This is a genomic window from Rheinheimera mesophila, from assembly GCF_000986865.1.
Classification (GTDB): Bacteria; Pseudomonadota; Gammaproteobacteria; order Enterobacterales; family Alteromonadaceae; genus Pararheinheimera; species Pararheinheimera mesophila.
Genome location: NZ_LAVS01000019.1, coordinates 39,106 through 55,699, shown reverse-complemented (window position 1 = coordinate 55,699; position 16,594 = coordinate 39,106). Strand labels below are relative to the sequence as shown.

The 16,594-nt window shown below is 47.6% G+C and carries 18 protein-coding genes and 1 pseudogene; 8 read left to right on the top strand and 11 right to left on the bottom strand.

The genetic code is table 11. The features are described 5' to 3' along the window. Both SD53_RS08990 and SD53_RS08985 read left to right on the top strand, forming a co-directional pair. A pseudogene (locus SD53_RS08990) lies at window positions 1-494 on the top strand (glucose/galactose MFS transporter); the annotation flags it as partial. Continuing rightward, the gene (locus tag SD53_RS08985; protein ID WP_046519893.1) at window positions 494-1,585 is read left to right on the top strand and encodes an acyltransferase family protein; all 1,092 of its coding nucleotides are present in this window, start codon (window positions 494-496) and stop codon (window positions 1,583-1,585) included. The pseudogene SD53_RS08990 and the gene SD53_RS08985, both read left to right, overlap by 1 nt. A 103-nt stretch (window positions 1,586-1,688) precedes the next feature. Here SD53_RS08985 and SD53_RS08980 read toward each other — a convergent pair whose 3' ends face one another. Together SD53_RS08980 and coaD are read right to left on the bottom strand one after the other, a co-directional pair. Beyond that, window positions 1,689-3,104, bottom strand: a complete 1,416-nt coding sequence (locus SD53_RS08980) for a capsule assembly Wzi family protein (RefSeq protein WP_046519892.1) — start codon at window positions 3,102-3,104, stop codon at window positions 1,689-1,691. 24 nt (window positions 3,105-3,128) lie between these two features. Beyond that, the gene (coaD, locus tag SD53_RS08975; RefSeq protein ID WP_046519891.1) at window positions 3,129-3,614 is read right to left on the bottom strand and encodes a pantetheine-phosphate adenylyltransferase; all 486 of its coding nucleotides are present in this window, start codon (window positions 3,612-3,614) and stop codon (window positions 3,129-3,131) included. 228 nt (window positions 3,615-3,842) lie between these two features. On the opposite strand from coaD, the gene SD53_RS08970 reads away from it, so the two are divergent. The 4 genes from SD53_RS08970 to SD53_RS08955 all read left to right on the top strand — a co-directional run bounded on the left by SD53_RS08970 (window position 3,843) and on the right by SD53_RS08955 (window position 8,088). After that, window positions 3,843-4,511: a TetR/AcrR family transcriptional regulator gene (locus SD53_RS08970; RefSeq protein ID WP_046519890.1), complete on the top strand. Its 669-nt coding sequence runs from the start codon at window positions 3,843-3,845 to the stop codon at window positions 4,509-4,511. Window positions 4,512-4,639: 128 nt separating this feature from the next. Beyond that, window positions 4,640-5,836, top strand: coding sequence for a glycine C-acetyltransferase (locus SD53_RS08965; protein WP_046519889.1), 1,197 nt, complete (start codon window positions 4,640-4,642; stop codon window positions 5,834-5,836). 7 nt (window positions 5,837-5,843) lie between these two features. Continuing rightward, complete coding sequence (gene tdh, locus SD53_RS08960; RefSeq protein ID WP_241481780.1) at window positions 5,844-6,869, top strand: L-threonine 3-dehydrogenase; 1,026 nt, start codon at window positions 5,844-5,846, stop codon at window positions 6,867-6,869. A 118-nt stretch (window positions 6,870-6,987) separates the two neighbouring features. After that, entirely contained in the window at window positions 6,988-8,088 is a 1,101-nt protein-coding gene (locus SD53_RS08955) for a 2Fe-2S iron-sulfur cluster-binding protein (RefSeq protein ID WP_046519887.1), read from the top strand. A 514-nt stretch (window positions 8,089-8,602) separates the two neighbouring features. Here SD53_RS08955 and SD53_RS08950 read toward each other — a convergent pair. From SD53_RS08950 to SD53_RS08920, 8 genes are all read right to left on the bottom strand, one after another. Next, complete coding sequence (locus SD53_RS08950) at window positions 8,603-9,022, bottom strand: hypothetical protein (protein WP_046519886.1); 420 nt, start codon at window positions 9,020-9,022, stop codon at window positions 8,603-8,605. Window positions 9,023-9,100: 78 nt separating this feature from the next. Beyond that, a complete protein-coding gene (sseB, locus tag SD53_RS08945) occupies window positions 9,101-9,898 on the bottom strand; it encodes an enhanced serine sensitivity protein SseB (RefSeq protein WP_046519905.1) in 798 nt (265 codons plus the stop codon). A 98-nt stretch (window positions 9,899-9,996) separates the two neighbouring features. Further along, window positions 9,997-10,476: a DUF2199 domain-containing protein gene (locus SD53_RS08940; protein WP_157850013.1), complete on the bottom strand. Its 480-nt coding sequence runs from the start codon at window positions 10,474-10,476 to the stop codon at window positions 9,997-9,999. A 568-nt stretch (window positions 10,477-11,044) separates the two neighbouring features. Continuing rightward, window positions 11,045-12,019, bottom strand: coding sequence for a tRNA-dihydrouridine synthase (locus SD53_RS08935; protein ID WP_046519884.1), 975 nt, complete (start codon window positions 12,017-12,019; stop codon window positions 11,045-11,047). Between the two features lie 65 nt (window positions 12,020-12,084). After that, entirely contained in the window at window positions 12,085-12,957 is an 873-nt protein-coding gene (locus tag SD53_RS08930) for an HDOD domain-containing protein (protein ID WP_046519883.1), read from the bottom strand. 106 nt (window positions 12,958-13,063) lie between these two features. Beyond that, window positions 13,064-14,038 carry a tetratricopeptide repeat protein gene (locus tag SD53_RS08925; protein ID WP_046519882.1) on the bottom strand — a complete coding sequence of 325 codons (975 nt, stop codon included), beginning with the start codon at window positions 14,036-14,038 and terminating at the stop codon, window positions 13,064-13,066. 70 nt (window positions 14,039-14,108) lie between these two features. Continuing rightward, complete coding sequence (locus SD53_RS18305) at window positions 14,109-14,243, bottom strand: DUF2256 domain-containing protein (RefSeq protein WP_082101835.1); 135 nt, start codon at window positions 14,241-14,243, stop codon at window positions 14,109-14,111. Window positions 14,244-14,291: 48 nt separating this feature from the next. Further along, a complete protein-coding gene (locus SD53_RS08920; RefSeq protein WP_046519881.1) occupies window positions 14,292-14,756 on the bottom strand; it encodes a hypothetical protein in 465 nt (154 codons plus the stop codon). A 237-nt stretch (window positions 14,757-14,993) separates the two neighbouring features. Here SD53_RS08920 and glpE point away from each other — a divergent pair, with 237 nt between their 5' ends. Further along, a complete protein-coding gene (gene glpE, locus SD53_RS08915) occupies window positions 14,994-15,320 on the top strand; it encodes a thiosulfate sulfurtransferase GlpE (protein WP_046519880.1) in 327 nt (108 codons plus the stop codon). Continuing rightward, a complete protein-coding gene (locus SD53_RS08910) occupies window positions 15,313-16,161 on the top strand; it encodes a rhomboid family intramembrane serine protease (RefSeq protein ID WP_046519879.1) in 849 nt (282 codons plus the stop codon). The genes glpE and SD53_RS08910 overlap by 8 nt, the downstream gene beginning before the upstream one ends. A gap of 21 nt (window positions 16,162-16,182) precedes the next feature. Here the strand turns inward: SD53_RS08910 and SD53_RS08905 are convergent, their stop codons facing one another. After that, window positions 16,183-16,593 (bottom strand): flagellar basal body-associated FliL family protein, encoded by a 411-nt coding sequence (locus SD53_RS08905; RefSeq protein WP_046519878.1) that lies wholly within the window; start codon window positions 16,591-16,593, stop codon window positions 16,183-16,185. Window position 16,594 lies beyond the last annotated feature (1 nt).

Below are 16,594 nucleotides of genomic sequence, written 5' to 3'. Positions count from 1 at the left end.
ACACCGTGATGACCTCGTACACTATGACCTGTATGGTGCTGGGTTATGTGCTGGGCATAGTGCTGATCCCCCGGGTGTTATCACAGCAAAAAGCTCTGGCTTTATCTGCTGTGCTGGGTCTGGTACTGACATTGGCGATAGTGTTAGGTGACAGCAGTTCTTATCTGATTGCCAATACCCTGTTGGTGCCTTTTGGTGGTACAGCTTTGCCTGATACCTTGTTATTTATTGCTGTACTGGGGTTAGCTAATGCCATTGTCTGGCCTGCGGTTTGGCCTTTGGCTTTGTCTGGTCTGGGTGCTTTAACCAGCATAGGTTCAGCCTTATTAATTATGGGCATCGCCGGTGGCGCTTTTGGTCCGTTGTTCTGGGGACTGGCCAGCAGTTCCGGGCTTGGACAGCAAGGGGCTTATCTGGTGATGTTGCCTTGTTATGCCTTTATCCTGTTTTATGCCATCAAAGGCCATAAGTTAACGGCCTGGACAAACTCCTGATGTCAGCTCCACGTTTTTATGCGCTGGATGCTCTACGGGGTTTAGCCATAGCTTTAATGATCCTGGTGAACACACCAGGATCCTGGCAGCATGTCTACAGTCCGCTGCTGCATGCGTCCTGGGACGGTTTTACCTTCGCTGACATTGTGTTCCCTACCTTTTTATTTGTGGTGGGGGCCGCGATGTTTTACTCGCTGAAAACCACAGAACTCTGCGGGAAAAGTGTGTGGCGGATCAGTAGCAGGGCATTAAAGCTGATAGGTATGGGTGTACTGCTGAACTATGTGCCTTTTACTGTTGAGCTGTCTGAACTGCGCCTACCCGGTGTATTACAGCGTATAGGTTTGGCCTATTGGCTTGCGGCTTTGCTGGTGTTAAGTGTTAAACGCCGTTACCTGCCTGTAATTTCAGTGGCTTTGGTGTTGTTGTACTGGCTGGCGTTGCTGCTGGGTGGAGGTGAGCAGCCTTACAGCCTGGAGCAGAATCTGGTGCGGCAATGGGATCTGGCTATTTTTGGCGCGGCACATCTTTATCAGGGCTTTGGTGTAGCCTTTGACCCTGAAGGTCTGTTAAGTACCTTACCTTGTGTGGTGGCGGTGGTGATTGGTTTTGGTACAGCGTCAACTTTGCAGGGAAGAGAACACCAGGCAGCACTTCGGCTGTTGTGTTTAGCCGGGGTAGTGCTGATTGCACTGGCTGCGCTGTGGCACTTGGTTTGGCCGGTCAATAAAGCGCTGTGGTCAGGTAGTTATCTGGCGCTGAGCAGTGGTTTAATTTTGTTGTTATTAGCGGCTCTGGTCTGGTGCATTGATATCAAAGGCTGGACAGCTCTGGCACAGCCTTTAAAAGTTTATGGCACAAACCCGCTGTTTATTTATATTTTGTCCTGGCTTTGGGCTGTGCTGATTGGCCAACTGATTTGGATGCCAACTGAAGCAGGTTCAGTATCACTGTATCAGTGGGGCTTTGAACTATTGGCTCTGGTTTTTCCTGCCAAACTGGCATCTTTTGTGTTTGCGCTTTTGCATGTGATAGGTTTTTGGTATCTGTCGTTGCTGCTGTATCAACGCAATATAGTGATAAAGCTGTAAAAACATGGTCAGAAGCCCGGTTTAACAGGGCCAGGGCTTGGCCCGCGACGGGCAACTAAAATGGGGTGGTATCACCCCATTTTAGTTTGAGCCGAACTCCCGGTTAGAATCTATATTCCCAGGTAGTGGCTGCGGCCACTTCATCAGCACCTTGCGGCAGTAGTGGTGACTTTTCCAGATAACGAAGTTGCAGACTCAATAAACCATTAAAGAATGGACGTCTGTGTTCCGCTTTGGCCTGCCAGCTTTGGTCACTGTTGCCTGCCGTATCGTAATAATTTGCCAGATACAGATGGCCTGACCAACTGATGCCGTCATAGGTCTGATAATGATAACCGGCACTCAGGACCCGGGCGTCTTTGCCATATCCACTGCCAATCACCCGGCCGTATCTGGTATAGCCTTGCGGGTAGAGTTGGCCCTGATAAGCGCAATCGCCTTTTACTACCGAATCGGGGCAATCAATATAGGTATCTGAGTACTCCATATTGACCGTATGAATCCCCGAGCTGTTGCCCCAATAACTGCGCACACCGGCCAGCACTAAAGGATTATCCGGTAAATCTTCGGCATTGTCGTCGTCGGCCAATTCGACATAAGCGGTCAGCGGTTGATTCAGCAGGTGAAAATGATAACTCAGGTCAAGCGCGGCTCTCTGATCTGAGTTCGAACTGGCTTGATCCTTATTAATCACCATGTCCCACCAATCGCCAAAACCATTATTTTTACCCTGACCACCCCATTGACTGACCCTGGACACACCCAATTCCCAAGCTGCTGCTGGCCTGAAGTTAAAACGACTTCCCCAGTAGCGGGTTTGGCTGACCGGACTTTGATGTTCGCCTAGACCAATAAAGGTAGTGAAACTCCAGGGACCTAACCAGTTCAATACGGGTAAATCTATCGCATCCCAGCTATGCCGGCTTAATCGCACGGAAGGTAAAGGTCTGGCGTTATTGCTTTGTAACAAAGCGCTTTGTTGACCAGGACCCCACCAGGTGCTGAGCTGATCAACAGACAGCACCCAGTTGCCCAGCAAAGCGGCCAGATAACTATTGTCGTATGTGAGTTCCTGCTCTGTGCTACCGTCATGTAATTTGCGGTAATGCACTTCAGAGCGGCCCGCAAAAATATCGTTCTGAAATTCGCTGAATAGGGTAACGCTGGCTTTTTCAGAATAAGTCTCGCCAAAACTCTGAATACCCATTTCCTCAGAGTTGGCTTTGAGTTTAATACCGGCCGTTTTGTCACTTTCATTGACATTTAACGCTTTTCGCACATGAGCCAGAGCAAAAGTCACCTCTTCGTTGTAGCGACGATTCGGGACCTTGGCTAAATCTTTGGCGATATTTTTCCACATTAAGGGGTAGGTATTGACAGGTCCGCTGATTAAACCTGCATGAGACAGCGTTTGTAATGACTGACGCAGGTAATTGTCCTGCGTGTCCATCCAGGGAGTAGCCTGGGCCGATAAAGTAAATAAGGCCAAACTAAGGGTACTGAACTGAAGTTTTTTCATGACGACTAAAATCCGTGTTTTCAACTAAACCGCAGTGAATTTCTGTTTTAACGCCTGTTCCACATGAGGAGCGACAAAACGACTGACATCACCACCATGGCGGGCGACTTCTTTCACTAAAGTGGAAGAGATAAAGGTATTTTTTTCTGAAGGGGTCATAAACAGACTGTCTAACTCCGGATTGAGCTGACGGTTCATGCTGGCGAGCTGGAACTCATACTCAAAATCAGCCACGGCCCGCACACCACGCAATAACACCTGCGCCTGATTCTGTTTGGCAAAATCAGCCAGCAAGCCGGAAAAACCCACCACAGTCACATTCGACAGCTCAGTAAAACACTGTTGCGCCAGTTGTACCCGCTCGGCCAGACTAAACAAAGGTTGCTTACTGGGATTGGAGGCGACCGCTACTATCACCTGATCAAATAAACGTGCTGCCCGTTGCACTAAGTCGCTGTGGCCGTTGGTTAACGGATCAAAAGTTCCGGGATAAATGGCTTTGGTTTTCATTGTGTTATGGTCATCCCTGCTTTTTATACCCCAGTCATTGCTGCTGCAGCGAGGTGACAAGTGCGCGAGAGCCCGGCAGCATAGTGAAAAACTACCTGTAGGGGACAGAGCACGCAGTTAACAAAGCTACAGCGTCAAGTAAGAAGGGTATACCAGACTAGAGTTTTTAATCGAATTGGCGTTACTATAGCAAATTAATAAAAAATAAATAAAAAAAGAAATACGCGGATGGACAAGAAGCTACGAACCAAAGACAAGATATTGCAAGCCAGTATCGAGTTGTTTAATCAGCAGGGTGAACGTTGTATCACCACCAATCATATCGCAGCGCATCTGGGCATCAGCCCCGGCAATCTGTATTACCACTTTCGTAACAAAGAAGACATAGTGCGGAATATTTTCCGTGAATATGCCAAGTTGCTGGAAAACAGGCTGCAACCGCCCAGCCAGCCCTCAGAGGCGCTGGATTCGTTAGCTCAGTATTTAGATGTGGTATTCGAGCTAATGTGGCGTTTCCACTTTTTTTACGCCAATTTGCCAGATATTTTGTCGCGTGATCCGGCCTTGCAGCAGGATTATTTAACAGTACAAAAAGCGGTATTGGCGAAAGTAATTTCGGTGTTAACAGCGTTAAAGAAAGCCGATGTCATAGCAATAGATGACGCTGATATGGCAAATTTTGCCCATACCATCAAACTGGTAGTGACTTTCTGGATCAGTTACTTAAAAACCCAAAAGCCACAAAACACCATGAATAAAGAGCAGGCCTACCTCGGGGTGTTAAAGGTTCTGCTGTTATTTAAACCTTATGCCACAGCCCAGGCTATGCCACGTATAGAAAAATTACAGCAGCATTATCAGTCCTTGTCTGGTGAACAAACCCTTGAATCGTCGTAGTGGCAACTATTTGCTACGCAACTAATCCGATCTGCAGCCTTTTCTGACAGAAAAGCGCTGCATCCCTTCTGCGTAATGATTACAATACGGCGGTTTTTACCAAGCCCTCAGCCTCTTTGGAGACAGTTATGCGAACGACTCCTTTCCTTGCACACTTACAACAACAAATAGAAGACGTAAAAGTGCAGGGCCTGTACAAAGCTGAACGAGTGATCAGCTCTCAGCAACAAGCTGCCGTGACCGTAGGTCATGAGCAAGTATTAAATTTCTGCGCTAACAACTACTTAGGTTTAGCCAATAACCCTGAACTGATTAAAGCCGCCCAACAGGGCCTGGATTCCCACGGTTTTGGTGTGGCCTCTGTGCGTTTTATCTGTGGTACTCAGGATATTCACAAAGAACTGGAGCAAAAAATCAGCGGCTTTTTAGGCACTGAAGACACCATTTTGTACTCCTCCTGTTTTGATGCCAACGGCGGTTTATTCGAAACCATTTTAGGCGCTGAAGATGCGGTAATTTCTGATGCGTTAAACCACGCTTCTATCATCGACGGTGTGCGGTTATGCAAAGCCAAACGCTACCGTTATGCCAATAACGATATGGCTGAATTAGAAGCTCAGTTAAAACAAGCCGATGCCGATGGCGCCCGTTTTAAACTGATTGCCACAGACGGCGTGTTTTCGATGGATGGTGTGATTGCCGACTTAAAATCTATCTGTGATTTAGCCGACAAATACAATGCACTGGTGATGGTGGATGACAGCCATGCGGTAGGTTTTGTTGGTAAACATGGCCGTGGTACTCACGAATACTGCGACGTGCTGGACCGGGTGGATATTATCACTGGTACCCTAGGCAAAGCTTTAGGTGGCGCTTCGGGTGGTTACACCTCAGGTAAAAAAGAAATCATCGAGTGGTTACGCCAGCGATCACGCCCTTATTTATTCTCCAACTCGTTAGCCCCTTCTATTGTGACGGCTTCTATTAAAGTGCTGGACTTACTGGCCAATGGTGACGCGCTGCGCGCTAAGTTATGGGACAACGTTAGTTACTTCCGCGAAAAAATGTCCGCCGCAGGTTTTACCCTGGCGGGCAAAGACCACGCTATTATTCCTGTGATGTTAGGCGATGCCAAAGTGGCCGCTGAAATGGCGCGCCGTATGCTCTCTGAAGGCATATATGTGGTCGGATTCTCTTTCCCTGTGGTGCCCAAAGATCAGGCGCGTATTCGCACGCAAATTTCGGCTGCACACAGCAAAGAACATTTGGATAAAGCCATCAGTGCCTTTATTCGTATTGGTAAAGAAATGGCCGTAATTGCCTGAGGACGCCATGATGAAAGCATTAGCAAAATTAAAAGCAGAACCGGGCATTTGGCAAACCGAAGTGGAGATGCCAAAAGTAGGCCCCAATGATGTACTGATTAAAATCAAAAAAACCGCCATTTGTGGCACAGACGTGCATATCTACAAATGGGATGAATGGGCGCAAAAAACTATCCCTCATGGCATGGTCGTGGGCCACGAATATGTCGGCGAAGTCGTCGATATGGGCTCTGAAGTCCGTGGTTTTAGCAAAGGCGATCGGGTGTCTGGTGAAGGCCATTTAGTGTGTGGTTTCTGCCGTAACTGCCGCGCTGGCCGGGTGCATTTATGCCGCAACACCATAGGTGTAGGCGTCAACCGTGAAGGCTCTTTTGCTGAATACCTGTCTATTCCAGCTTTTAACGTGTTTAAAATTCCAGACAATATTCCGGATAATATCGCCGCTATCTTCGACCCATTCGGCAACGCCGTACACACAGCTTTGTCTTTTGACTTAGTAGGCGAAGATGTACTGATCACAGGCGCTGGCCCTATCGGCATTATGGCAGTAGCTGTTGCCCGCCATGTCGGTGCCCGTCATATTGTCATTACAGACGTCAATCCATACCGCTTAGAGCTGGCGCGCAAAATGGGTGCCACCCGTGCTGTAGACGTCAGCAAAGAAGATTTAAAAGACGTGATGAAAGAGCTCGGCATGACCGAAGGTTTTGACGTAGGCCTGGAAATGTCCGGTGTACCTTCAGCGTTTCGTGGCATGTTAGACACCATCAACCACGGCGGTAAAATTGCCATGCTGGGTATTCCGCCTTCAGATATGGCGGTGGACTGGAACAAGGTGATTTTTAAAGGCCTGGTGATCAAAGGCATTTATGGCCGCGAAATGTTTGAAACCTGGTACAAAATGGCCAGCTTAATTCAGTCCGGTTTAGATTTAAGCCCTATAGTGACCCACGAAATGCCAATGGAAAACTACAAGGAAGGTTTTGAGATTATGTGCTCAGGCCAATCCGGTAAAGTCATTCTGAACTGGTAATTTTACAAGGGCAGAGCTTTGGCTCTGCCCCTCTATCTCTCCGCTGTTTCCCGCTTGGCAGCATAAATGCGATCTGTTATCATTTGATAATCATTCTTATCTAAGCGCTACTGCTGCCATGATCGCCCTGACTTTTGCTCTGCTGTTGTTGACATTGTTCTTATTTGGCCGTGGTTATTGGCAGCATATAGCTTTGCCAAAATTACAGAACCAGCGTTTGAAACTGCAACTAGTGCGGGTAAAACATCAGGGCCAGTATCTGAAGTTATGGCTGCAGCATCCGGATGGTTTGTTACTGCCTAAAGCCAAAGCGGGCCAGCATATTCTGCTGTACGGCAAAGACTTACAGGGCAAACCTGTCAGCCGGGCTTATTCATTGGCACAGGATTGCAGTCAGCAGCGGTATTATCAACTGGTGATTAAAGCTGAAACGCAGGGGCGTTTAAGCCAGGCCTTATTTGCGCATTTAAAAGTGGGTGACTTAGTTGAAAGCTCTTACCCACGTGGCCATTTTTTATTAAACCGCTCGCGTAAGCCTCTGGTGCTGGTGGCAGGTGGTGTTGGCATTACGCCTATGTTAGCGATGGCGTATGCTGCTATCCGGCAACAGCGTCAGGTATTTTTGGTGTATCAGGCGCGCCGCCTGGAAGACATCATCTTTTATCCGTTACTACGCCGTTTACCCCGCCTACAACTTCGTATTGCTTTGACTCAACCACCAGAGGGCTGGCAAGGCTTTAAAGGCCGGATAGATGCCGGGTATTTGTATAAACTGGCAGGCCCCCAGGCGCAGTATTACTTTTGTGCTTCGGCCAAAATGGTGGAGCAACTGATTTATGATTTGGGCATATTAGGTGCGCAAAATTGTTATGCGGAGCTGTTTAGCGCATCTGCAAGCGAGCAAAGTTTCCCTATTGAAATCAATGGTGTATTTGCTGATAGTCAGGGCCATAAATCGGTGCTGGACGCTATTTTGGCCGCTCGCGTGCCACTGAATTACGACTGCAAAGGTGGTTCTTGTGGCCTTTGTAAAGTGCAGGTTGTGAAAGGTGAATACCAGCAAGTGCTGGAGCCTAGTATGAGTTGTGGTGGGGATGAAGTACTGGCTTGTTGTATTCAGCCGACTTCGGCTTTGGTGTTGAGTGCGGAGATTGAGGCTGAAAAACCTTCATCAGAACCTTCGTCTGGTTTAATAGCCGTGACCACCACTCATACCTGAAGAGTTTATCTTCCAAATTAGAGTTTTTACCCTCCGGGTGGGGTTACTTTCTTTTGCTTCGCCAAAAGAAAGTAACCAAAGCAAGAAAGTGCAGGAAGCACTTTCTAACAGCCGAAGGCTGGCCTGTAGGGTGAATTACATGGATGTAATTCATAAAAGGCGACCCCAGGTCGCAGCGACAACGCTTGCGTTGAACAGCTTTAGCTGGCCCCGAAGGGGGACGAACGGAGTGAGTATAAAGCCCGGCCCAAAATCGTGTGTCCAAGGCGGCTGGGCAACTCGTTCGTCGCTACCGGCTCCTCACTCAAACACTCCCAGCCTTAAAACCTTGGCCACTGGGTTTTGTCCGGCTCGCGCCCCAATAGGGGACTGGTGCAATTAGTTGGTATGTGCATTTCTGATTGGCAGTTAAGAGCGAGTTGCAGACATTAACGCTCCAGCACTGGCCGAAATCAAGGCAGCGGTTGAGGTCTAAGTCACTCCGTGGCCGATTGTGGCTGCGCTTGTTATACATTTACCTGCTGAAACGGATTTGTGGGGGATCGACATACTCTGAGTCTTTGAAGAACCCCTTACAAGTTAAGCAAGACCAGCCTTTGCATCCAGATCCCTGTAGCCTTATCATTTTCTCGTTATTATCGTAACAAGTTGGGCAAAATGGACCTTCCGTTCCAGCATCAGACTGCATCATGTAATAAGGCTTCACCCATTTTACTGAAACCCTTTGATTCAGTTTATCCTTAAGCTGATTCATTTCTGTCTGTAGTTCCGCAAGCTCAATCTTTGCATCAGCAAGGCTGCTGATTAAATTGGCTATTTGTAGCTTTACTTCGGCTTGTTCCAGCGAAGCACCGCTATCTTTAATAAGCTTTGCAATTTCCGTTGCTGTTTTAATGCTAGCTAGAGCTGCACCAATAGACGCTATATCTGGCACGATTTTTCCTTTTTTAAATAACGCCGTGCTCTGGGGCAAACCGAAGCACAGCGTAGGTTTGTCCCTAGCAGCACTTTGTTATGCCTTACCTACACCAAACCACGATTTGAGCTTTGAACCCCATTTTTTCTCGTAGAATGGCTTAGTTTGATTTATAAAGTACTGGCTAAGACCAGAATCATTTTCATTGACCCTGTACAGATCAACAGGCTCGCCTTCCGGCGCTGTATCGCCAGCTACGTTGCCAGCCTCCCGCATGACCCTTTCAATATCACCATCTGCCTCTATACCAACTATTAAATGTGGTTTCTCATCAACAGATGCGTCATGCATTAGTGCCAGATAAGCTCTTTTAACATTGCTATGCTTTGCCAATAGTTGGGTAAGTGAGTCAACCATTTTTGATGGGTAATTAGACGGCTGCCCCAGCAGCACCTTAGTTTCTTTCTCTACCACTCTCTGTGATGGTGCCTGACTGATACCTATAGATAACAAGTGTGCAACTTCTTCAGGAACAAACTCTTTACCATAGTCTGATTTTGGGTTAAGAAATAGCGTTGCTCCTTGCGTCATTTCGAACAAAGAGCGTACCGGTAAGGCCAAATATGATTCTTCGCTATTGATTGACTTTTGCAACACTTCAAGCGACGAAAAGAAAGGAATTACAGGTGAGCCATCTGCCTTTTCCCAATGCTGTATTTGAATTTTACTACCAGCTTCGAGATTCACTTCTCCATCCGTGCCTGGTACACCAGTTGTACCAAGCAAAAATACCTGCGAGCTTAGTAGGACCTCACAGAATTGTGGTCGATGGGCTGGCTCGTCAGCAGCCAACCTTAAAATCTCTTCTAGTTTATTTTCTGCGGATATTTCCACGATTCTTCCTTTAGGCATAACGCTGCCAGCAGCGGCCGAGAAACCGCGCAGCGGGTTTGAGGTCCAGCGACCAACGGGAGCGTTGCTGACTGGCTTTGTTAGCTTTTGTTGCTGCTAAAACTGTGTACTTTTTCAATACTGATGCCCTCAGCCTGCTCTTTAGTTAATAGATGCATAGGATCAGTAAAATAGAATTCTGGTCGCTGCGTTTCGCTCCCAAGCTGAACCGTTAGCTCTAATCCGATGGTATTTTCGTATGAAGGTATTACGTTGGCGACCAAGCCAAAAAATTTTGGTTTGGTACTATTATCTTCTTCATAATTTTCTACGTAATCAAAAAAATCTTCTTGAGACACTTCAGCCCATATACCCCATCCATAGGAATTATCAGTTCCGTTTACTGGCAAATAAGCAACACCGCGAATGAAATACCTGTCATCTAATCTGCAAAGGTCAGAGTCAATTTGCGCCCTTTCTTCTTTTTCTGTTTTGGAAAGGTTCCAAATTTCATCAGGCATTTTGTAGCTTTTATCAAAAACTATTTCGCCAATATCCTTACCGCAACATCCACATTTCACTATCTTCTCCCTGAAAGCTAACAATCCGTTTTCAAAGGCAGCCTGCCCGCAAGTCGAACATTTTCCTGCCTTCTTTCATGATTTTTACTCATACCAAACTAACGCTGATGTACCTCTATTTCAACAGATTTTTCTGAAATCAGTAAACTTGCGGCTGGCAAATTTTATACAGGCAGTACGCTAGTTGTTCTTCAATTTACTCAAGCTGGAAATACGGGATTTTAACCAGTGGTTTGGGCTCATAAAGGGAGTGATGAGCAGGCATTTACAAAAACGCAAAATGTCCGCTTATGGCACAAAGTGACGATACAGACGAACTGATGAAACGGCCGGACAACTACGTTAGCAGACCCTGCCCAGCATGGGTGAAGGCGGGATTTCAGCAAGTCAGTAATCTGACTTGCTGCCGACTGAACGGGTTTTGCTCTGCAAAACCCCGGGGGCTCACAGGAGCCTACAGGGATGTATCTACGGCGTGTCTGCGTTGTAGTTGGCCGCGTCGTTTGGAGGCTACTGGCTTTTAGGCAGTTGCCATATTTTGGAATAAAGCTGATGTGCTTAAAGCAAATCAATGTTCAGAAATATTTGAAGTATGCTCCAAAGCCCCACGCAAAGTCGCCACTAAATCCGCTGCTTTTTGTTGTACACGCAGTTGTTGAAACAAAACTTCGGCTTCGGTGTATTGCAGTTTCAGGTAACTAAACCATTGCTTGATGCGGTTGGAGTAATACAGGCCTTTATCCCCTGCTATTTCGTAGTCTGAATACTGCAACAGCAGCTCCAGTACCTGGGGCCAGGGCATTTTCTGATGGCTGCCGCTGGCAAATTGCTGCTTGATATCACGGGCTAAGCCGGGGCTGGCCAAAGCGCCACGACCGAGCATTAAATCTGTACTGCCGGATTGCTCTAAACATAAAGCAGCATCCTGAGGAGTCCAGATTTCGCCATTGGCGACCACATTTATGGGAATAGTCTGGCGGATTTTTTTGATCCAGGGCCAATAGGCTGGAGGGCGGTAGCCGTCGCTTTTAGTGCGGGCGTGTACGGTAAGCTCGCTTGCGCCGGCCTCGTAAATAGCGCGGGCATTGTCGAGAGTTAAACTGGTATCGTCAAAACCTAAACGGATTTTTGCGGTAACCGGAAACTGCGCAGGCACTGCATCCCGTACTGCTTTAATAATCTGATACAGAGTTTCAGTTTCTTTTAAAAGCACAGCGCCGCCACGGCTTTTATTCACCGCTTTGGCCGGGCAGCCAAAGTTTAAATCGACACCGGGGGAGCCTAATTGCACGGCGCGCACGGCGTTTTCGGCCAGCCATTGGGGTTCTTGTCCCAACAATTGCACCCTCACCGGAATACCGGCCGGAGTTACACCACCTTGTTTAAGTTCAGGGCAAATCCGGGTAAAGACCCGACTGGGTAGCAGTTGATCTACCACCCGGACAAATTCAGTGATGCATAAATCAAAACCACCAATACGGGTGAGCATATCCCGCATTAAATGGTCCACCACACCCTCCATTGGGGCTAATACAATACGCATCTTGAATAAAACTCTGGTTAACTAAAATGAATCCATAAACAAAAAGGGAGCCGAAGCTCCCAAACTCAGGCGTGGTAGCGGTTGGGCACACCTTGCTGCTGCAGGTAGTCACCTAAATCATGTAAGGTCAGCTCGTCCAATTCCAGAATGTCCAGAATAGTGGCTTTGTGCTGCTCCCATTCCAGATCCTCGTCCAAATCCAGCAGCACTTTGTTCTCGTCTGTCATATGCTCTGCCAGTTTCAGCAGCGCAAACAAACGTTTTTCGTAAAGATCGTCAGACGCCAGGATCAGCGCATGGCTGTGATGGTAGGCAATCACATTGGTCAGCTCAGGTGCTAAACCCCAGGACTGCGCAATCATGTAGCCCAATAATTCGTGGGTGGTCTGGAAATTCTGATCTTCAGCATCAGACATGCTGTAGCCTGCCAAATGAGCTTGTTTCAGTACTTTGGCGTAGTCTTTAAACTGGCTGCTGATTAGCAGCATACCGGCGTTGTGGAACAAACCTAAGCTGTAGGCATCGTCAGCGCAATCTGTGCCATACCTTAGCTGCTGGGCTAACAAGGTGGCGGCATTGGCCACATTGCCAGCGCTTTGCCACAGGTTTTCCGTAAAACGGTCGGTGCGCCCTTCGCTTAAGGTAAAACGCAACACCACGGAGCTGACTAATTTAATCACCCGGTTCAGGCCCAAAAACTTACAGGCATGCTCGACTGAGCTTATTTTGCGGCGCAAACCAAAATAGACAGAATTCACCACTTTCAGGGTAAAGCCTGCAATGCCCAAATCCTGATTGATCAGCTCAGCAATACGCTTAATGTTTGGATCATCACTTTCAATTTCTGCTTTGATACTTAATAAAACAGTTGGCTGAGGCGGAATAGTAAAGCCACTTAACGCTTTTTCTACCTCGGCCATATTAATTGCTTTTGCCATGCTGCGATTCCGGCGAACTGGGTGATGAAATAAAGTGCCTATAGTAAAAGGCCTGCGCTGAAAAAGCAAAATGGGATCCAGAGATCCCTGGCAGCTAACACAGATATCAGGTTTTGTTCAGTTGTTTTTCCAGTATTTTCAGCTCGCTTTGCAGCCGCTCGTCATCCTGCGGCCGGTTTTTGAGCTGTTGCACCAGCTCTCTGGCTTTGTTCTGTTGCCGCTGCAGCAGATAAATCTGGGCCAAGCGTAATTGCGCCCAGCCATATCTGCTGTTGTCACTGTCCTGATAAAAGGCTAAATAGTTCACAAGCGCTTGCTGACCGAGCTGTGGGTCTTGTTGGGCTGTCGCAGCTAAGCGGCCTAACTGGTAATAATACCCCTGTTGTTCAGACAAATCTGTCGCTGCTGCCGCCGCTTTTTGGTACTGCAAAAATGCTTTCGCAGCTTCGTTATTTAAACTGAGTAAGTTGGCATAAGCGCCCAAAAGCGCAGCATGCTGCGGGAAGAGTTGCAGTTGCTGCTCCGCCAGTCGGATTGCCTCAGGCAACTGGTCGTTGTCCAGCAAAACCGCGATGGTCGCTAAGGTTCCATCTGGCTGATGATGTTCCGCCATGGCTGTGGCCAGTCGTTTGGCCTCTTTCGTGTCACCACCAGCAATAGCTGGGGCTTGCAGATAAAACCCAATCAAACTGTGTTGGATTTCTAAATCAGCAGGGTTTGCCGTCATCGCTTGTTTCAGTAAAGCTAAGCCTGCTTTGGCATATGATCCGGCTGAAAAAATACTGCTGTCCTGTGCCAGATTAAATTGATTTAGTGCAGCCAAACGCAGCAGTTCTGCGTCTTGCGGATATTGTTGCAAGGCCTTCCCTGCTAGCTGTTCCGCCTGTTCTGACTGGCGCAAACCCAACATGGTTTTCAGTTGCAGTGTCCAGAGTTCTTTATTGGGTAAATTGGTTGTCTTATCTAGCTGTTGTTGCAACTGACGGAATTTATCCCGCTCGAGCAATAAATCGAATGAGCTTAATTCATTGGCCAATAAAGAAAAACTGCTTAATATGGCGAAAAGGTACAAAGTTTTCATAACGATTCCTGTACTGTAGGTCAGCCGGTATTGAACAGGAGTTGGGATAGCCGCCACAATAGGCCGAAGGTCACTTTTTCCGGCGACAACGTTCTGAGCAGTACTTCACTTCAGCCCAGTTTTTTTGCCATTTTTTTCGCCAGCTAAAGGCGAGGCCACAGCAGGCACAGATTTTTTGTGGAAGATGAAGTTTGTGATGGGTCATATAGGCTCCGTTTTGTCGGAATACGAAGCCTAGGGGAGAAAGGATCGGTTAAGAATCTAAATAAGGCCGGCCGGACATCATTTGTTTCGCCAGTTGTGATTCAGCTTCGGCGTCATTCAGTTCCAGCGTGGCAAACTGCACATCAAACTGAATTAAATCATCGTCTGGCAGTAACTGGGCTATCAGTTTATCCGGCACCTGACCGACCTGACGATAAGCATTAATCGCCACCTGAGCGGCTTGTTCCATCAACTGGAAAAACTGCCCCAACGGAAACTGCTGGAATATTTCGGCATCTAATTGCGCCCAACCTAATAAATCACCACTGATACTGCCATCGGCATGGTCGGTAAATAACATGGAAACCGCAGGGAAAGGTGGGTTTTCACCAGATTGATAGTTGTCCAGGTCCTGCTCGTCAAACACCAGTATAAAACCAAATCCCGGGCAGCCTTCGGCGTCCATATCATCAAAAGCAGGATCGTAAATTAAATACAGGGGACTGTCTGACATGAGTATTCTGTTTCCAAACCAACAAGGCGCGCTATTTTACCTAAGCTTCAGTCAGAGCTAAAGCTGTAATTGTTAACTTGGTGTTTTAACGCGTTATTTAGCTGGTTTGGCTGGCTATTTATTCGCCAGTGAACTGCTGTTCAGCCGATCTGACGCAGTCGGCGGTACTCAAGCTGGTTTGGCTGGGCTACAATCGCGGCATTGAGTCGGATTTGACGTGATAAAAGAGAGTGCCCTATGAGTGAATTCAGTCGTATTTCAGTCGCAACAGCGCTGGAGCAAATAGAGCAGCACAAAGCTGTGGTGGTAGATATCCGTGATGAGCAAAGTTATGCCTCTGGTCATATTGAAGGCTCTTTTCATTTAACCAATGGTAGTCTGAATCAGTTTATGCAACAGACTGATTTTGAAACTCCGGTCGTGGTGGTTTGTTATCACGGCAATTCCAGTCAGGGCGCGGCTCAGTATCTGGCACAACAGGGGTTTGAAACTGTTTTTAGTATGGATGGCGGTTTTGAAGCCTGGCGTTCACAACTGCCTTTTGTCACTGGCTCCCATGATTAAACTCGCTGAATTTGCTTCATCTGCAGCGGCTTTGAGTCTGGCGGACTATTGTAAAAATCAGCAACTGGATGTCAGTGTGGTGGTGCACTCGGCACAAAAAGCTGAACTTTGGTGTGCGCCAGAGCATGCAGAGCAGGTGATGGCCGAGTTAGAACGTTTTTTATCAGACCCTGATGCACAGAGGTATCAGGCCGCGGCCTGGGACAGGGCGCAAGTGCCAGCTTCTGATTTGGGCTCTGCCAGTTTATCGGGCTATTGGCAGCAGTTATGGGCTCAAGGTGGCTGGTTCACCCATCTGGTCTGGTTATCTGCTTTGCTGGTGTATGGCTGGCAACAGTTAGACCCCTGGTCGGCTTTGGCTGCGCTGCAGCTTCAGCCTCAGTTGGGGGTTAGCCCGCAGCAAGGCTGGCGTTGGTTCACCCCTGGCTGGTTGCATTTCTCTGCGTCCCATTTGATCTTTAACCTGATTTGGGTCTGGTATTTACTGGGGCCTCTGGAGTTGAAGTTAGGGCGTTTTGTGGCTATCAGTCTGAGTTTGATTGTGCTGCTGCTGTCTAATTTGCTGCAGTTTGTAGTAGTTGATGCCAACTTTGGCGGTATGTCTGGTCTGGTGTATGGCTTATTTGGTTTTTATTGGATATGCGGTTGGTTAAAACCAAGCTGGGGCCTGCAGATCAGCCATGGCCTGGTGGGCTTTATGCTGATTTGGCTTTTGATAGGATTTTTTGATCTGCTGTGGATCTCGATGGCGAACTGGGCGCATCTGGCTGGTTTAGTGGCCGGAATGTTATGTGCCGCCGTGTTGGTGATACTCAGTAAGGCACTCACCGTACAGCGCTGACAGTACGGTGAGGCAGTCGGGTTAGTGATACAGGTATTTAGTAAATAATACGTCTTTTACAATATCCTGACCCGTCTCTTTTTTCAGTGTATCGCGCAGTTGATTCAGAATCTTCAGCCGGATTTCTTCACGGCCTGTCAAAGACTTAATAGTCTCCGCATTTTCCCGGCCAAAAGCGGCGACAATTTTATCCAGGATCAAGGGCTCATGGTGCGTCACCACATCCAGATACTTTTTATCCATAATCATCAGCTCCATCGTCACCCGGACATAACCTAATTCTTCGGTTGTGGGCGTGACATAGTTGGTGACTATATCCGGGTCAAAACCAAAATAGGCATAACTCGCCTTCATCGGCGTTTTACTTTGCTCTTGTGCCCACAGGTTTTGACTTAACACTAAAAAAACAAAATAAATCAGCGCTTTTTTCATC